15 protein-coding genes and 2 tRNA genes are annotated in these 15,821 nt (G+C 63.6%); 3 read left to right on the top strand and 14 right to left on the bottom strand.

Annotated features, from left to right (window positions below; genetic code table 11):
* From EOA49_RS23590 to EOA49_RS23610, 5 genes are all read right to left on the bottom strand, one after another.
* A partial coding sequence (locus EOA49_RS23590) for an ATP-binding cassette domain-containing protein (RefSeq protein WP_164749269.1) occupies window positions 1-1,310 on the bottom strand: 1,310 nt, incomplete at its 3' end.
* On the bottom strand, window positions 1,307-2,176 hold the full coding sequence (locus EOA49_RS23595; protein WP_067329386.1) for an ABC transporter permease: 870 nt from the start codon (window positions 2,174-2,176) through the stop codon (window positions 1,307-1,309). The genes EOA49_RS23595 and EOA49_RS23590, both read right to left, overlap by 4 nt.
* Window positions 2,173-3,120: an ABC transporter permease gene (locus EOA49_RS23600; RefSeq protein ID WP_095801923.1), complete on the bottom strand. Its 948-nt coding sequence runs from the start codon at window positions 3,118-3,120 to the stop codon at window positions 2,173-2,175. Before EOA49_RS23600 ends, EOA49_RS23595 begins: the two co-directional genes overlap by 4 nt.
* A 28-nt stretch (window positions 3,121-3,148) precedes the next feature.
* Window positions 3,149-4,627, bottom strand: a complete 1,479-nt coding sequence (locus EOA49_RS23605) for an ABC transporter substrate-binding protein (RefSeq protein WP_095801922.1) — start codon at window positions 4,625-4,627, stop codon at window positions 3,149-3,151.
* Between the two features lie 115 nt (window positions 4,628-4,742).
* Window positions 4,743-6,020: an acetylornithine deacetylase/succinyl-diaminopimelate desuccinylase family protein gene (locus EOA49_RS23610; RefSeq protein ID WP_095801921.1), complete on the bottom strand. Its 1,278-nt coding sequence runs from the start codon at window positions 6,018-6,020 to the stop codon at window positions 4,743-4,745.
* Between the two features lie 255 nt (window positions 6,021-6,275).
* Here EOA49_RS23610 and EOA49_RS23615 point away from each other — a divergent pair, with 255 nt between their 5' ends.
* The gene (locus EOA49_RS23615; protein ID WP_066999783.1) at window positions 6,276-6,707 is read left to right on the top strand and encodes a L,D-transpeptidase; all 432 of its coding nucleotides are present in this window, start codon (window positions 6,276-6,278) and stop codon (window positions 6,705-6,707) included.
* A gap of 203 nt (window positions 6,708-6,910) precedes the next feature.
* Window positions 6,911-7,735 (top strand): hypothetical protein, encoded by an 825-nt coding sequence (locus EOA49_RS23620; RefSeq protein ID WP_127243380.1) that lies wholly within the window; start codon window positions 6,911-6,913, stop codon window positions 7,733-7,735.
* Window positions 7,736-7,894: 159 nt separating this feature from the next.
* Here the strand turns inward: EOA49_RS23620 and EOA49_RS23625 are convergent, their stop codons facing one another.
* The 9 genes from EOA49_RS23625 to EOA49_RS23665 all read right to left on the bottom strand — a co-directional run bounded on the left by EOA49_RS23625 (window position 7,895) and on the right by EOA49_RS23665 (window position 15,333).
* Entirely contained in the window at window positions 7,895-8,863 is a 969-nt protein-coding gene (locus EOA49_RS23625; protein WP_127243381.1) for a lipid A biosynthesis lauroyl acyltransferase, read from the bottom strand.
* A gap of 6 nt (window positions 8,864-8,869) precedes the next feature.
* Window positions 8,870-9,898, bottom strand: coding sequence for a zinc-binding dehydrogenase (locus tag EOA49_RS23630; protein ID WP_127242256.1), 1,029 nt, complete (start codon window positions 9,896-9,898; stop codon window positions 8,870-8,872).
* Window positions 9,899-9,936: 38 nt separating this feature from the next.
* On the bottom strand, window positions 9,937-11,208 hold the full coding sequence (locus EOA49_RS23635) for a beta-ketoacyl-ACP synthase (protein ID WP_127243382.1): 1,272 nt from the start codon (window positions 11,206-11,208) through the stop codon (window positions 9,937-9,939).
* Window positions 11,209-11,225: 17 nt separating this feature from the next.
* Complete coding sequence (locus tag EOA49_RS23640) at window positions 11,226-12,416, bottom strand: beta-ketoacyl-ACP synthase (protein WP_095801918.1); 1,191 nt, start codon at window positions 12,414-12,416, stop codon at window positions 11,226-11,228.
* Between the two features lie 46 nt (window positions 12,417-12,462).
* A complete protein-coding gene (locus EOA49_RS23645; RefSeq protein WP_066999801.1) occupies window positions 12,463-12,744 on the bottom strand; it encodes an acyl carrier protein in 282 nt (93 codons plus the stop codon).
* Between the two features lie 177 nt (window positions 12,745-12,921).
* Complete coding sequence (locus EOA49_RS23650) at window positions 12,922-14,067, bottom strand: slipin family protein (RefSeq protein ID WP_127241313.1); 1,146 nt, start codon at window positions 14,065-14,067, stop codon at window positions 12,922-12,924.
* 353 nt (window positions 14,068-14,420) lie between these two features.
* Window positions 14,421-14,489 (bottom strand) — tRNA-Met (locus tag EOA49_RS23655).
* Window positions 14,490-14,563: transfer RNA gene (locus EOA49_RS23660), tRNA-OTHER, on the bottom strand.
* A 221-nt stretch (window positions 14,564-14,784) separates the two neighbouring features.
* Window positions 14,785-15,333: a histidine phosphatase family protein gene (locus EOA49_RS23665; protein WP_066999807.1), complete on the bottom strand. Its 549-nt coding sequence runs from the start codon at window positions 15,331-15,333 to the stop codon at window positions 14,785-14,787.
* 163 nt (window positions 15,334-15,496) lie between these two features.
* Between EOA49_RS23665 and EOA49_RS23670 the strand changes: the two genes are divergently transcribed.
* On the top strand, window positions 15,497-15,821 hold a 325-nt coding region (locus EOA49_RS23670; RefSeq protein WP_206520212.1), incomplete at its 3' end, for an AEC family transporter.

A 15,821-nucleotide genomic window follows, 5' to 3' on the forward strand; every position in this document is an offset into this window, starting at 1 on the left:
ATGATGGCGCGGGCGATCGATAGGCGCTGGCGCTGGCCGCCCGAGAATTCATGCGGATATTTGTCCATGTCGCGCGGGCCGAGTCCGACCTCATGCAGCGCATGCGCGACCATCTCGCGCCGCTCGGCTTTCGACGGCTGGGTCTCGAGAAGATGCAACGGCTCGGCGACCAGCTTCTCGACCTTCTGGCGTGGATCGAAGGAGCCGTAAGGGTCCTGGAAGACAACCTGCATGTCGCGCCTGGCCGGCTTCAGCTCGGCCTCTGACTTGCCGGTGATGGTTTGGCCGCGAAAGCGGATTGAGCCCGCCGTCGACTTGTCCAATGCCAGGATCATGCGGGCGAGCGTGGATTTGCCACAGCCGGAACGGCCAACGAGGGCTACCGACTGGGCCGGCTCGATGGTTAGCGATACATCGTCGACGGCGTGGATTGGCTCTGCCGCTCGGAACAAGGATTTGCGCCGACCCGGATAGTCGCGGCTCAGGCCTTCGACTTCGAGCAGCGGCTTTGCCGAACCGGCAAGGTGTTTTTTGGGCCGCGCCGGCACATGCATGGAAGCCAGCGCCAGCTCGCGCGTATAGGGGTGGTGTTGTGCCGACAGCGTGCGCGCGGTGTCGCCGGCTTCCATCACTTCGCCACCGCGCAGGATGGTCAGGCGGTCGGCCATCTCGGTCACTACCGCAAGGTCGTGCGAGATGAGCAGCAGGCCCATGCGGTTTTCGCTGACCAGATCGCGCAGCAGGTCGAGGATCTGCGCCTGCAGCACCACATCGAGCGCCGTGGTCGGCTCGTCGGCAATCAGCAATTTTGGCTTCAGCGCGCAGGCGATGGCGATGACGACGCGCTGGCGCTGCCCGCCGGAGAGCTCATGCGGGTAGCGCGACAGTGGGAACTTGGCTTCCGGCAGGCCGACACGGTCGAGCATTTTTCGCGCGCGATCCTCGGCCTCGGCGCGGCCCGCCCTGGTGTGCCAGCGAATGCCCTCGGCCACCTGCTCGCCGATGGTCTTGACTGGATTGAGCGCCGTCATCGGCTCCTGGAAAACCATGCCGATGTCGTCGCCGCGCAGCGCGCACATCTGGTCCTCGCTCGCTGCAAGGAGGTCGATGCCGTCGAAAGTGACGCGTCCGCTGGTTTGAGCTAGATGCGGCAGCAGGCTCATGATCGTCAGCGCCGTCATCGATTTCCCGGAACCGGATTCGCCGACCAGGCCGACCACCTCGCCAGGCGCAATCGCAAGCTCGACCTGCTTCAGGATCCGCGTTCCGCCGATGACAAGCGATAGGTTCTCGATCTGGAGCAGGCTCATCGCCGCCGCCGCGATTTCGGATCGAGGATGTCGGCGATGCCGTCGCCGAGCAGGTTGAGCCCAAGCACGGTCACGATGATCGCCATGCCGGGAAAGATTGCCATCCACGGCGCCGTCACCATCCGCGTCTGCGCGTCGAACAGCATGCGGCCCCAGCTCGGCATTGGCGGCTGCGCGCCCAGGCCCACATAGGAAAGCCCCGCTTCGGCGAGGATGCCCAGCGCAAACTGGATCGTGCCCTGTACCAGCAGCAGCGTCGCGATGTTGGGCAGGATGTGCTCGACAGAAATCTGCGTCATGCCCTTGCCGGCAGCGCGCGCGGCGAGGATGAATTCGCGCGGCCAGATCGCCAAGGCGCCGGCGCGGGCGACGCGCGCGAAGACCGGGATGTTGAAGATGCCAATGGCGATGATGGCGTTGACGGCGCCCGGCCCGAAGATGGCGGTGATCATGATCGCCGACAGTAGTGCCGGGAAGGCGAAGACGAGATCGTTGATGCGCATCAGCGCCTCGTCGGCAAGGCCGCCCCGCGCCGCCGCGAAGGCGCCGAGCGGCACGCCGATGCCCATGCCGATGCCGACCGCCACCAGCGCTACCGCGATTGAGTTGCGTGCGCCGACCATGATCATCGAAAGGATGTCGCGACCGAAATGGTCGGTGCCGAACCAATGCGTCCACGAGGGCGCCTGCGTCTTGTCTGCGATGACCAGCTTGGTGACGTCGTAGGGCGTCCATACAAAGGAGAGCAGCGCAATCGCGGCCACCAGCAGCGTGATGGCGAAGCCGATCAGAAAAGAGCGGTTGCCGAAGGCTTTGGCCAGAACCCCGGCAAGCGTTTCCTCGGGCAGGTCGACGCGCATTATCATTGCCGGCCCCTGAGCCGCGGATCGACAACGGCGTAGGAGAAGTCGACCAGCAGATTGACGGCGATCACGGCGGCGACCAGCAGCATGACGACGCTCTCGACGACGATCAGGTCGCGCTGGGTGATGGCTTGGAAAACCAGCCGTCCAAGCCCCGGCAGATAGAAGACATTCTCGATGATGATGGTGCCGGCAAGCAGGAACGCGAATTGCAGGCCGAGAATGGTGAGCACCGGGATCATGGCGTTGCGCAGCGCGTGGCGCCAGAGCACGGCGCGGTAGGGCAGGCCTTTGGCGCGGGCGGTGCGGATATAGTCTTCGTTGAGCACCTCGATCAGCGCCGAGCGGGCGACGCGCGCCAGGATCGCCGCCTGCGGCAGCGCCAGCGCCACCGCCGGCAGCAGCAGCGATTTTACCGCCGGCCAGATCCCGGCGCCCCAGCCAGGAAACCCACCCGCCGGCACCAGCCGCAGCCAGACGGCGAAGAGATAGATCAGCATCAGCGCGAACCAGAAATTCGGCACGGCAACGCCGAGTTGGGCAGCACCCATGGCGACTGTGTCGCCGGCCCGGCCCTGGCGGCCGGCGGAAAACACCCCGACCGGAATGGCTATGACGGTCGACAGCGCCAGCGCGATTAGCGCCAGCGGCAGAGAAACGACGACGCGCTCACCCACGAGGTCGATGACGGGAACCGAATAGGTGTAGGAGCGACCGAAATCGAGGCTGAGCAACCCGCCCGCCCAGTGCAGGTAGCGCAGGACAAGCGGCGCGTTCAGGCCCATCTGGTTGCGCAACAGCTCGACCTGGTCGGCGCTGGCGTTGAAGCCCAGCATCAGGCGCGCCGGGTCGCCAGGCAGGATTTCCATCACCGCAAACACCACCATCGAGGCCAGCACCAGCGTGATGGTCGCGATGATGAGGCGCTTGAGGAGATAGGTGGCCATGGGAGGCGATCAGGCGACCGCGCCGGCGTCAATCCGTCCACTTCACCTTGGTAAGGTCATTGGCCTGAATCGGTGCATTCTCCCACAGGCCCTGCAGCTTCGCGTCCCAGACCCCGACCTTCGGCAGCTCGTAAAGGAAGCCGACCACGGCGTCGTCGGCGAGGATCTTCTGCGCCTCTGCCAGCAGCTCCTTCCGCTTCGCCTCGTCCGAGGTCAGGTTGAGCTTGGCGATGATGGCATCGAAGGCCGGGTTGTCGTAGTTGAAGTAATAGTCCTTGCGCGAATAGATATCGATGTCGTTCGGCTCGGTGTGGGAGACGATGGTGAGGTCGTAGTCCTTCTTGGTGAAGACCTGATCCAGCCATTGCGCCCATTCGACGGGGATGATCTCCAGATCGATGCCGACATCGCGCAGCTCGGACGCGATGATCTCGCCGCCAAGCCGCGCATAGGACGGCGGCGGCAGCTTCAGCGTCGCCTTGAAGCCTTTTTCTAGGCCGGCTTCCTTCAGCAGTTCCTTGGCCTTGTCGACATTGTGCGGATAGAGGCCGGTGAGGTCGACATAGTCTTTGTTGGCGGGCGACATATGCGAGCCGATCGGCACTCCCAGGCCCGCCGAGGCGCCGTCGATGATCGCCTTGCGGTCGAGCGCGAAGGAGATGGCCTGGCGCACCTGGAGCTTGTCGAAGGGCGGCTTCTTGTTGTTGATCGAAAGAATCGTCTCGCCTTCGGTGGAGCCGATCACCACTTTGAAACGCGGATCGTCCTTGACCTGAGAGACGCTGTCGGGATCGAAGAAGGGGAAGGCCTGGATGTCGCCCGAAAGCAGCGCCGGCACGGCGGCGGCGGCGTCGGGTACGATGCGGAACTCGACCTTGTCGAGCGCAACCGGGGCACCCCAGTAATTATCCGACTTCACAAGCGTGATCGACGAGCCCTTGGCCCAGTTCTGGAACTTGAAGGGGCCTGTGCCGACCGGCTTTTCCTTGTTGGTGTCGGCCGATTTCGGCGACACCATCACCGCGTCGCCCCAGCCCATATTGTACAGGAAGGAGCCTTGCGGGTTTTTCAGCGTGACCTTCACCGTCGCCGGATCGACGACATCGACCTTGTCGATCTGCGCGAACAGCCCCTTTTGGGCGTTGACCGAATTGTCGGCCCGGGCACGGTCGAGAGAGAATTTCACGTCGTCGGCGCTGAAATCGCTGCCGTCGTGGAATTTCACGCCGGTGTGCAGCTTGAAAGTGTAGATCTTGCCGTCATCCGAGATGGTCCAGCTTTCGGCAAGGTCGGGGATCACCTCGCCGTTCGGACCGATGCGGGTGAGACCTTCGAAGACATTGGCGTAGAGCACCTCGTCGATGGCGGCGGCGGCGCCCGCGGTCGGATCGAGATGCGGGGGTTCGAGCGGAATGCCGATGACGAGGTCGGTACGGGCCGAAAATGCCGACGTGGCGGCCGCGAAAGTAAGCACAGCGGCGGCCAAAATGGTCTTCCACAATCTCATTGCCGAACTCCCATGCGGTCAAACGGACAAGCCAAGCGGATAGAAGCGTGATTTGGCCTGTGAGTAAATTGCGTTTCGTGCTGCCGGGTGGCGCCAAGCGAAATGTTTTTCCCGATCAGCCGGTCGTACCGCGCAGCAGCACGTCGAGGCCGATCGCCATCACCTTGGCCGCGTCCACCATGTCGGCGATGCCCACCCATTCGTCCGGCCGATGCGCGAGATCGAGGATGCCGGGGCCATAAGCGATGCAGTCGTAGATCTGGCCAATGCGGACAACATGCTTCTGGTCGTAGGTACCGGGCGAAATGACGTATTCCGGCTCGCGGTCGAAGATTTCCATGATGCCCTTGGCGACGGCTTTCACCACCGGCGCGTCGCGCTCGGTCATCAGCGGCAGCACCTCCATCAGGTCGCGGATCTCGTAGTCGAACTTTTCTCGCTCGCGCTTCAGCCGGTCGAGGATGCCGGTGACTTCACCCTTGACGGTGGTGAGGTCTTCCTCGAGCAGGAAGCGGCGGTCGATGGTCAGCCGGCAGGAATCCGGCACGTTGGGCGAGGGCAGTCCCGGCCGGAAATCCTCGGTCTGGCCGCCATGGACGGAATTGATGTTCATGGTCGAGCGCCGGGCGCCCTCGGGCACCACCGGCATGCGCGTCACCTTGCGGTCGAGCGCCGGGAAAAGCTCGTCCTCGAAGGCCTGCACGACGGCACCCATATGGCGCACCGCGTTGTCGCCGAGGAACGGCATCGAGCCATGCGCGATCTCGCCCTTGGTCTCGATCTCGGCCCACCAGACCCCGCGATGGCCAAGGCAGATGCGGTCCTTGTTCAGCGGCTCGGGGATGATGACGTGGTCGACCTTCGGCTTCGAGAAATAGCCGAGCTTCGCCAGATGGGCGACGCCGCCGAACCCGCCGGATTCCTCGTCGACCGTGCCGGATATCTCTATGGCGCCGGGAAAGTCGGGATAGACCTCCATGAAGGCTTCGGCGGCAATGACAGAAGCCGCCAGCCCGCCTTTCATGTCGCAGGCGCCGCGGCCGTAGACCCTACCTTCCTTCACCAGGCCGGCGAAAGGATCGACGGTCCAGCCTTCGCCGGCCTCGACCACGTCGATATGCGAGTTGAAATGGACGCAGGCACCGGGCGAGCGGCCGTCGAAGCGGGCGACGACATTGACGCGCGGGTAGCGGTCGGTGTCGCCGGGCGTGCCTTCTGCGCGAATGAATTCGGTTTCGAAGCCGAGCTTCTTGAGGCGTGCGCCAAGATACTCGGCACATGGCCGGTAGGCCTCGCCGGGCGGATTGACGGTCGGAAAGCGGATGAGCTCGGCGGTCAGCGCGATCAGGTCGTCGACCCGGTCATCGACGGCCCGGAGGAGTCGTTCATTCATCCTGCTGATTGAAGAAGCAACGCGGCGCTTTTGCAAGCTGCCTTTCGCGGTTGCCGGACAATGATTGAGGGCAGGCTCGCGCTTAAACCGTTGAGAGTGGGTGGCGGCCCAGCAACTATGACGGGAAATCATTCAAATTCGCGAAATCGAATTGGCGAATTTGTCAAGGAGTGTGTGGTACTTAACGCACCTGCCGGCGAAAATGATGGAAAAGAGACCACGTGATGGCAGGGGGCAATCGAAGGGGTTCATCGCATGAAAAAATCCAGCCTCATGGCGGCCGTGCTGGCAACCACGTTGCTCGGCACGTCGATCGCAAGCCGGGCGGCTTCGCTGGTCGCCAATATCGACGTCTCGACGCAGACAATGACCGTCAGCAGATACGGCCAGGTGCTGTATCGCTGGAATGTATCGACGGCCCGAAGGGGCTACTTCACACCGCGCGGCAGCTACCGGCCGCAATGGACCGCGCGGATGTGGTACTCGCGCAAGTATGACAATTCGCCGATGCCGTATTCGGTGTTCTTCCGCGGCGGCTACGCCATTCACGGCACCGGCGCCGTGAAATATCTCGGGCGTCCGGCCTCGCATGGCTGCGTGCGCCTGCATACGGCCAATGCCGCGACTTTCTATTCGATGGTGAAGGAAGCCGGCTACGGCAACACGCGAATCGTCGTCACCGATTGAAACGGGCCGGAGAGGGCTGCCTAGGCCGCAGGCAGCATTTGATGGCTGCGCCTGCTCAGAGCGTTGCAGCAATGCCGCACATGCTTCAAAAACAAGCAGCTTATACTAGCGTGAGCATCGCCGGAGCTGGTTTGCATGACGGCGCAGTGGTAAGTACGAAGCGTTGTTCTGGCTGCTTGGGGACTTTAATGTATCGATTTCTATTGAGCGCTGCGATCGCGGCAACCGCAACCTCGGCTTTTGCTGCCGATGCACCCGTTCTTCTGGACCAGGAACTCGCGCAGCCGCATATATCAGGTTATGGCGAAATCTATCTCGGAGGTCTCTATTTCGCGACCCCCGGGGACGACACGGATGGCACGACTGCCGGCGGCGCCGTTCGGGTGAATTTCCCGATCGACGCCCGCTGGAACATCCAGACCGACGCGGTGATCGATTCGCTTTGGGTCGAAGGCACGAACGTCTACAGCTACGGCGGTGCGATCCATGGCTACTGGCGCGATCCGAGCTCATATGCGCTGGGTGGATTTGCGACGATAAACGGATTTGGCGGCGATAACGGCATCGGTGACTTAGACCTTTATACCTTCACTGTCGGTCCAGAGGCTCAGGCCTATTTCGGCAACGTGACGATCTACGGCCAAATTTATTATGGCCGGGCCAGCGGCTTTTCGGAGCATTTGGACAACTGGGGCGGCCGTGGAGTGGTGCGCTTCTTCGCCCAGGACAATCTCCGTTTCGATGGCGAACTCGGCTTCTCGAGGCTTTCCGCGGATGGCGGCCACCTCGATACTGTCACAGCCGCCTTGCAGGCTACATACAGGTTCGATGGGACGCCGTGGTCGGTATTCGGGCGCTACCAGTTGGATCACCTGACCATCTCGGAGGCTTCAGGCAGCGTGAACATCCACAAATACGTGGTTGGCCTGCGGGCAAGCTTCGGCTCGGACACACTGCTTTCCGAGGATCGCAACGGTGCCACGATGGATACGTTCCGGCCGAACTTCACCATCCCCGCTCCGCTTTGAGACAGCTGAACCTGGAGCCGCGTGGACTTGGTCCTCGCGGCTTTGCGTTGCGCATTGGACGCAACACGCCTAGCAGCAGGCTATTTCAAAGCGGTTCCGCGTTTGATCCAGACGAAAGCGATCTGAACGTTCTCGGCCGCTTTAGCTGACCTTGGCCTGCTAACGCCGCTTACGTCGGCGGCCGCTCATCTCCCAGCGCTTGTGGAACCACATCCACTGTCCGGGATCCTCGCGCACCCAGCGCTCAACGACGTCGGCGAGCAGCTGCGTGGTGGCGTGAACATCGACGCTGCCGGTTTCGGTGCGCGGCAAGTCGAGCTTGTCTTCGATTTCCAATCGGAAACGGTTTCCCGGCAGCCTGACGCAGCGCGCCGGATAGACATCGCAGTCATAGTGGCGGGCGAGCATCCCCAGCACGGGATTGCTCTGGCAGGGGCGACCAAAGAAGGTCGTCTCGACGCCGTTCGTGAATTTCTGATCGACCAGCACGCCGATATTGCCGCCGTTTTCCAGGATGGCGGCAAGGGCGAACGATGCGCCGGTCGAGGACGGCAGCAGGCCTCCCATGCTCGAGCGGCGTGTCGAGTGGATGTAGTCGGCAAGGTAGGGATTGTTGGGCGGGCGGAACAGTGCCGTGATGTTCATGCCGAAGGTGGCGGCGGCGACCGGCAAAAGCTCGAAATTGCCGAGATGGCCGGTGAACAGGATGTGCGGCTTCTTTTCGCCTGCGATTTCGACGAAATGCTCGATACCGCTGACCTCGACCCGGCCCGGCTTGGCGGCATTCGGGTCAAAATCGAAGAGGGCATCGAGGAAGATGTATTCGGCGGCAAGCCGGGCCATGTTGCCCCACATGTCGGACGCGATGGCCTCGATTTCGGCATCGCTCTTTTGCGGATAGGCAAGGCGCAGATTGTTGACGGCTACCCTGTGCCGTCCGACCATCGGCCCGATGCGGCGGGCGACGCGGTCGGCGAAGTTGAGCGCGCTGTCAGGCGGCAAAAGGCGCAGCAGGCCGATGATCGCCATGGCAAGCCGCGCCACCAGCCAGTGCTCCATTTGGCGTAGCCGCCGGCCATAGCGGAACATGAAGTCCCGGCGGGCTTTCTTGAGTACCTTGCCGACCATCTTGTCTTAGGAAACGCGAAGAATGATCTTGCCGAAGACGTCGCGGCCTTCCATGCGCTTCAGCGCGGCGTCGATGTCGTCGAAGCCGACTTCGGTGTCGATCACGGGCGCGACGAGACCGGCCGCCATCTTCTGCATGGCATCGGCCATGTTCTCCATGCGGCAGCCGAAGGAGCCGAGCAGCTTCAGCTGTTGCTGGAAAAGCTGCATCAGATTGACCTGCGTCGAGACGCCGGAGGTCGAGCCGCAGGTGACGAGGCGGCCGCCGCGCTTCAGGCACAGCATCGAGCCGGCAAAGGTGTCGGCGCCGACATGCTCGAACACGACATCGACGCCCTTCTTCTTCGTCAGCTTGCGCACCACGCCTTCGAAGCGATCCTCGCGATAGTTGATGACATGGTCGGCGCCAAGCGCCTTCGCCTTGTCGATCTTGTCGTTCGAGCCGACCGTAGTGATGACCGTGCAGCCCATGCGCTTCGCCAATTGGATGGCTGCGGTGCCGATGCCGGAGCCGCCGGCATGGACGAGGATGGTTTCACCGGGCTCCAGTTTCGCGTTGTCGAACAGCATATGCTCGACCGTGCCGAAGGTGACGGGTGCGACGGCAGCGCCGATATCGGAGACACCGGGCGGCGCAGGCACCAGGAGACGGGCAGGCAGGTTGATCTTTTCCTGCGCGAAGCCGTCGAGATGAAAACCGTGGACGCCGGAGACGTGCTCGCAAAGATTGTCGCGGCCCTCGCGGCAGGCACGGCAGAGCCCGCAGGTTCGCGCGCCGTAGATCGACACCAGTTGCCCCGGCAGGAGGGTGGAGACGCCGGGTCCGACCGCCTCGACCTCGCCCGAGGCTTCGGCGCCGACGACCAGCGGCAGCTTGCGCTTGGCGAAGGCCATGCCGCGCCAGCCCCAGACGTCGATATGGTTGAGCGCCACCGCCTTGATGCGGAGCGTCACTTCACCTTGCGAAGGCGGCGGGGGAGGCGGAAGGTCCACCGTTTCAAGGCGGCGGTCCTCGATAAGTTGCAATGCGCGCATTTGGCCTGTTGGTACTTTGGAAGCGGGAAAACGTCCGCTTAGACCGGTTCCCGCGCCATGACAAGGCAGGTGTTCTGGCCGCCGAAGCCGAAGGAATTCGACAGAACCGTGCCGACCTCGGCGTTGCGCTTCTTGTTTGGCACCACGTCGAGCACGATTGCCGGATCAGGATTGTCGTAATTGATGGTCGGCGGGATGACGCTTTCGCGCATGGTCATCAGCGAGAACGCGGCCTCGACCGCGCCGGCGGCGGACAGCGTGTGGCCGATCATCGACTTGTTCGACGAGATCGGCATCGAGCCGATCCGCTCGCCGAACACGGTCGACAGCGACAGATGCTCCATCTTGTCGTTTTCCGGCGTCGAGGTGCCGTGCGCGTTGACGTAGTCGATCTCGTCTTCGCTCAAGCCGGCATCGGCAAGGGCGGCGCGTACCGCGGCGATGGCCGGCGAACCGTCAGGCTTGGAGCGGGTGCGGTGGAAGTCGTCGGCGCGCTCGCCGCAGCCGCGCATGATGCCGAGGATAGTGGCACCCCGGGCAAGTGCCGCCTCCAGCGATTCCAGCACAAGCGCGCCGGAACCCTCGGCAAGGACAAAACCGTCACGGTCCCTGGAGAAGGGCTTCGAGGCCTTTTCGGGAATGTCGTTGTGGGTGGAAAGCGCCGAGAGCAGCGAGAAGCGGATCAGGGCTTCGGCCGTGGCGGAACCGTCGGCGCCGATCGACAGCGCCTTGTCGCATTCGCCGCGGCGGATCGCCTCGACACCGAGCTGGATGGCGGTGGCGCCTGACGCGCAGGCTGTCGACAGCGTGATCGGCAGGCCGCGCGTGCCAAAACGATCGGCCAGGCGATCGGCGATCGAGCCGAACTGGGTGGTCTCGAAAATGCCGAGCTCCTTCAGTCCGCGCGCCACGCGCAGCAATCTCTCGGAACCGCTTTCCTTCTTGTCGGAATTGTAGAGCGAGAAGCGGTCGGCCCAATCGAGCTCGACCGGCGGCGAGGCGAGAAAGAGCGGGCCGCCGAAATCGCCGGAATCGAGGCCGGCCTCCGACACCGCTTCCTGGGCGGCCGTCTCGGCCAGCTCGTAGGTGAGGGGACTGGCACCCTTGGAGCTCGACGGCAGGAAATCGACCATGCCGGAGATGCGGGTGTTCAGATGATCGACGGGAAAACGGGTGATCGGATGGATGCCGGATTTGCCTGAGGTCAGCGCCGCCCAGTTGTCGGCCTTGCCGACGCCAAGCGAAGTCACCACGCCGATGCCGGTCACGGCGACGATAGGCCTGCCCATGTGATCGCGGAGATTGGCCATGTTCTGTCTGTCTCGCTCTAAGCGGCCTTGATCAGCCCCAGGCCCTCGAATTGGTGATAGCCGATCGCCGTTGCAAGGACGGAGCTGGGGGCGCCTTCGAATGGTTGCTCCACTGTGGCATCGAAGACAGGGTAGGGGGCCTTGCGGTCGACGGCGAGCGCGGCAAGCGCCACGGCGAAGGGGAACTGCGCTTCCTTCATGTGGCCGGTGAGCGTCGAGAAGGCGCGCACTGCAAGCGCCGGGTTGGCATCGAGTGCCACCTTTTCGGCCGCCGTGGCGGCATGGGCGCCGGAGGCACCGGAAATGGTCAGCAATTCGCCGGCGGGCAGCGCCGCCTGCTTCAGCAAAGCGGCGATTTCGGCATTCAGCTCGCCGCGCCGGCGCCTCGCCCGGCCGGAAACCACAGGACCGAGCTCAGCATAGATCTTGCGACCCCGGCTCTGCGCATGCTCGCGCTGTTCGAGCACCAAGAAAGCGCCGCCCGAGCCCGTCACCACGCCGCCGCCTTCCGCGCCCTGTCTTTGCCAGACCGGTCTCCACGGGCCGCGATGCAGATAACCGGCGAGCTCATAGCCGAGCAGCATGTCTGAGTGCTCGGTCTGGAAGGCGCCGCCGACCAGCACATGGGTCGACTGGCCGGAGCGGATGCGCGCGGCGGCCGTCTCAACGGCAGAGACGCCGGCGCCTTCCTCGCCCATGAAGGTACGAGACGAGCCGGTGACCTTGTGCACGATGGAGATGTTGCCGGCGAGCAGATTGGAAAGCTGGGCGAGGAACAGCGTCGGCCGCAATTCCGTGGTCAGCTTCTCGTTGAGCAGCACGTCGCGGTCGTTGCGGCTCTCGGACGCCGCCAGGATCGCGCTGTCCACGGCCTCGTCGCGCTCGCCGCCGCCGGCCGCCACAACCATGTCCATGGTCGCGCAAAGCTCGTCATTGCCCTTGATGCCGGCGTCGTCCAGCGCCAGGCCGGCGACATAGGTGCCGAGCCGCTGCCAGGTCTCCATCTGGCGCTGGTCGCCGCGCTTGGCGATCTGCAGGTTCCAGTCGATCTCGGGCAGGGGATGAATTGTGTAGGGCGCAAAGCGCGTCGCATCGAGCACCGGCTCAACGCCCGGCCGGGTCAGCTTCTGCCAATGCGCGTCCGGTCCTTCTCCCAGCGAAGAGACAAGGCCGATGCCGGTGATGACGACGTCGCGCGGGCTGCTCATGAGCGGCTTTGCTGGTCAGGCTGAAGGCGGGGCAAGGTCGCGCTCTTCAGGCGGCCTTGGCCGCGACCAGCGCGTCGATCTTGGCGCACAGGTTCTGCATGACGAAGTAGTCGTCGGTCGAAGCCTTGCCGTCATTGACCTCTTGCGTCCACTTCTCGAGCGGCACCTTGATGCCGAATTCCTTGTCGATGGCAAAGACGATGTCGAGGAAATCGAGGCTGTCGATGCCGAGATCGTCGATGGTATGGCTTTCGGGCGTGATGGTGTCGATATCGATCTCGCTGGTGTCGGCAATGATCTTGGCGACTTTCTCGAACGTGGTGGACAAGGGCTCTTCCTTCGGTTGCGGGCGGAATCTGTCCGCATCTTGTTTTGGCGCTGTCTAATCGGTTTTTCCGGGCAGGAAAAGGCCTGACACGCCGGGCGCAGATGGGATGCCGGCTTTGTGGACGCAAGAAGGGCCGCCGGGCAACCGGCGGCCCTTCCCATTTTACGTGGCGTAAGCTCAGCCTTCGCGGAGCTTGACCAGATCGTTGAGCAGCCCGCCCGTCCCGTTGTGGACAGTCAGGCGCTCGACCTTGCCGGCGATGGCCTCGAGAGCCTCGAGTTCCTTCAGCCGCAGCATCACCGGATTCTCGGCCATCACCTTGGCCGTGTTGAGCAGCGAACGCGTGGCGTTCGTCTCCTCGCGGCGGCGGATGACGTTGGCCTCGGCCTGCTTCTCGGCCGAAACCACCTGGTTGAGGATCTCGCGCATCTCGCCCGGCAGGATCACATCCTTAAGCGCGATATCGCTGACCTCGAGGCCGATCGCGGCCATGTCGGAACGCACCTTGGCGGCTGCCTCCTCATCGACCGTGATCTTCTTATCGAGGATCTGGTCGAGGGTGAGCGCGCCGAGCGTCTTGCGGAAGGCGTACTGCAGGGCGCGGTAGAGGGCTTCCGAGAAGTCCTTCACCGTGCTCACCGCCGTCACCGGATCGACGACCCGGTATTCGACGGCGATGTTGACGCGGATCGTCACGCGATCCTTGGTCAGCACTTCCTGCCCGGCGACATCAAGCGACTGCCGCTTGAGGTCGACGACCTTCACCTGGACCATGCGCCCGACATTCCAGAAGGCGTGCACCCCCGCGGCAAGCGTGCGGGTGTAGACGCCGTCCACGAACAGCAGACCGACCTGACCGTCCACGACCGGATGCAGGAACATGTGTTCCGTCTTTCGGGCCTGGCCGATCCGGCGCATCAAGGCCGGATCGACGGCCAGATCGGCCGCCGTGTCGACGGAGGTCACCGCCCACGGGCCGGCATCCGTCCACAGCACGAGCTTGCGATCCGGAGCGAGAACGGCATGAAGGGCGCCGTCGCGCTCGATCACGGCAATGTCGGTGCGCCCGGTGCGAACCACGGTGAAGTGACGCGCGGCCACATCCGGGAGCTTGTCGAACAATGCCTTCTCGTAGGCCGAAACGAATTCCGGGTTCTTCAGGTCGTGCCTGGAGATTTCCAGGTTTCCGCGCCGGTTGTCGAGCCAATGTTCGCCCGGCATCAGGACAGCCTGGATCTCGCCCTTGTAGAGGGCAACGGCACGTTCATTTTCCTTCACGAGGACGCGCTGGCGTCCCAGAACCTTTTCGAGAATGGTCTTCATTGTCTTTACTCCTGTCGGGCATGGCCCCATGTGAGGCGTCACGTCATGCGTCGATCGTCCTTTCGTTTCTCGTTTCGTTTCCCGGCACGAATGATCCGGAGACCGGTGGCATCGCCAGGCGGCGGGCCTTCGGGAGCGGATCGCGGGGCGGCAAGGCGGGCGCCGGCGCCCGAAGGCTCCTTTGCCGGCATTGCCGCGCCTTGATCGTCACCGCGAGCCTGGCCGCGAGCCGATGGCATCGGACCGTTCGATACGGCCTCGGCCGAAGGCTTAGCCGTCCGTCAGGTCTTCTGCATTCCGGTCCCCGGACCGTTTTGGATAACACCACCCGGAGGTGTCGGCTTAACAGGCCGTTGGAGAAGGAATCGAACCTTCGACAATCAGATTATGAGTCTGACGCTCTAACCAAACTGAGCTATCCGTGGTGCTGATGAAGGGACTCGAACCCCTGACCTCCGGACCCAAATCCGGCGCTCTTCCTCTGAGCTACATCGGCGATCCCAACACTCCGAAACGGCGCCGTACACAGCGCGGCAAAGCCGGCTGCGCGGGCGGAGACGAAAGCTCCAACCGTTGTGCTCGCTTCGGTTTTCGTGACCGGGAGCGCGCCTATAGACCCTGCGACGGCTTGTCGCAAGCGGCATTATCGCGGGGGCTTGCGGCTTCTTGCGGCTGTGGCATTTCGGCCACAGTGCTGAGCTGGGCAGACCTATGCCGTCAGAAGGTGACGCGGCCGAGCACTTTGAGGCCGTCTCCATTAGGCGCCACGACCACGGCCTCGCCCTCGCGCGGCGAGACGCCGGTGAGCGCCTGGATGTTTTCCAGATGCGTGACCAGCACCAGATTGTCAGAGCCGGAATAGCCCCGGATCTCCTTCATCACCGCCTCCATCTGAGCGGCCTTCTCAGCCGAATCGGTCTTGAGCAGGTCGAGCGGCGCAAATGGTTTCGGTTCGGCCTCGAAAGCGATGCGGGCGGTGTCAAGGCAGCGGCAGTAGCGGCTGGAGAGCACACGCTCGATGGGCGCTGCGCGCGCCGCAAACAGCGCCCCGATGCGGCTTGACTGCTGCTTGCCGCGCTCGGACAGGTTGAGCTGGGTGGCGCAATTGCCGATGTCGAAATTCGCCGGATCGGTGGTCCCGGTGACGAAGGCATGCCTAAGCAGGACGATATGGCCGCCATCGCGCAGCAGCGCCCAGCCGGCGTCGGTTGCGTGGGCGAGGGTGGGAACGGCAAGCAGGAAAAGCGCCAGGGCAAGTCGCAGCATGTGAAGTCCTTATGGCGGCCGGAGAGGCCGGGGCCATGATCGGCATATAGGGACCGCAAAGCCGGCTGAAAAACAAGCGGAGGACCAACGGTCGGCCGGAGAACGGCCGATTGCACGGCGCTCGGGGCTTGCCTATCACGGGAAAGATGTCTCCGCCCGAACAATGACGCCGCTCACCGAAACCGTCCTCTTCGTCTTCAGTCTCGTTGCGCTCGGCTATTTCGCCGGCCTTACCGGCTATCTGAAGCCGGTGAGTGGTGAGGGCATATCCGAGTTCGCCGTCAACGTGGCTATGCCGCTGCTCTTGTTCCAGACGATGGTGCAGTCCGATTTCCATGGCGTGGCGCCATGGTCGCTGTGGAGCGCCTATTTTGCGGCGGTTGCCATCACCTGGTCCGCCGGGCACCTGGTCATGACGCGGCTCTTCGGCCGCGATGCCCGTGCTGGCATCGTCGGCGGCGTGTCCTCGGCCTATTCCAATGTCGTGC

Source organism: Mesorhizobium sp. M1A.F.Ca.IN.020.04.1.1 (genome assembly GCF_003997315.1).
Lineage (GTDB): Bacteria > Pseudomonadota > Alphaproteobacteria > Rhizobiales > Rhizobiaceae > Mesorhizobium.

What these genes read in the sequence shown, in the direction of transcription:
- EOA49_RS23595 (WP_067329386.1), bottom strand. Translation starts at nt 2,176, where the DNA reads ATGATAATGCGCGTCGACCTGCCCGAGGAAACGCTTGCCGGGGTTCTG.
- EOA49_RS23600 (WP_095801923.1), bottom strand. Translation starts at nt 3,120, where the DNA reads ATGGCCACCTATCTCCTCAAGCGCCTCATCATCGCGACCATCACGCTG.
- EOA49_RS23605 (WP_095801922.1), bottom strand. Translation starts at nt 4,627, where the DNA reads ATGAGATTGTGGAAGACCATTTTGGCCGCCGCTGTGCTTACTTTCGCG.
- EOA49_RS23610 (WP_095801921.1), bottom strand. Translation starts at nt 6,020, where the DNA reads ATGAATGAACGACTCCTCCGGGCCGTCGATGACCGGGTCGACGACCTG.
- EOA49_RS23615 (WP_066999783.1), top strand. Translation starts at nt 6,276, where the DNA reads ATGAAAAAATCCAGCCTCATGGCGGCCGTGCTGGCAACCACGTTGCTC.
- EOA49_RS23625 (WP_127243381.1), bottom strand. Translation starts at nt 8,863, where the DNA reads ATGGTCGGCAAGGTACTCAAGAAAGCCCGCCGGGACTTCATGTTCCGC.
- EOA49_RS23630 (WP_127242256.1), bottom strand. Translation starts at nt 9,898, where the DNA reads ATGCGCGCATTGCAACTTATCGAGGACCGCCGCCTTGAAACGGTGGAC.
- EOA49_RS23635 (WP_127243382.1), bottom strand. Translation starts at nt 11,208, where the DNA reads ATGGCCAATCTCCGCGATCACATGGGCAGGCCTATCGTCGCCGTGACC.
- EOA49_RS23640 (WP_095801918.1), bottom strand. Translation starts at nt 12,416, where the DNA reads ATGAGCAGCCCGCGCGACGTCGTCATCACCGGCATCGGCCTTGTCTCT.
- EOA49_RS23650 (WP_127241313.1), bottom strand. Translation starts at nt 14,067, where the DNA reads ATGAAGACCATTCTCGAAAAGGTTCTGGGACGCCAGCGCGTCCTCGTG.
- EOA49_RS23665 (WP_066999807.1), bottom strand. Translation starts at nt 15,333, where the DNA reads ATGCTGCGACTTGCCCTGGCGCTTTTCCTGCTTGCCGTTCCCACCCTC.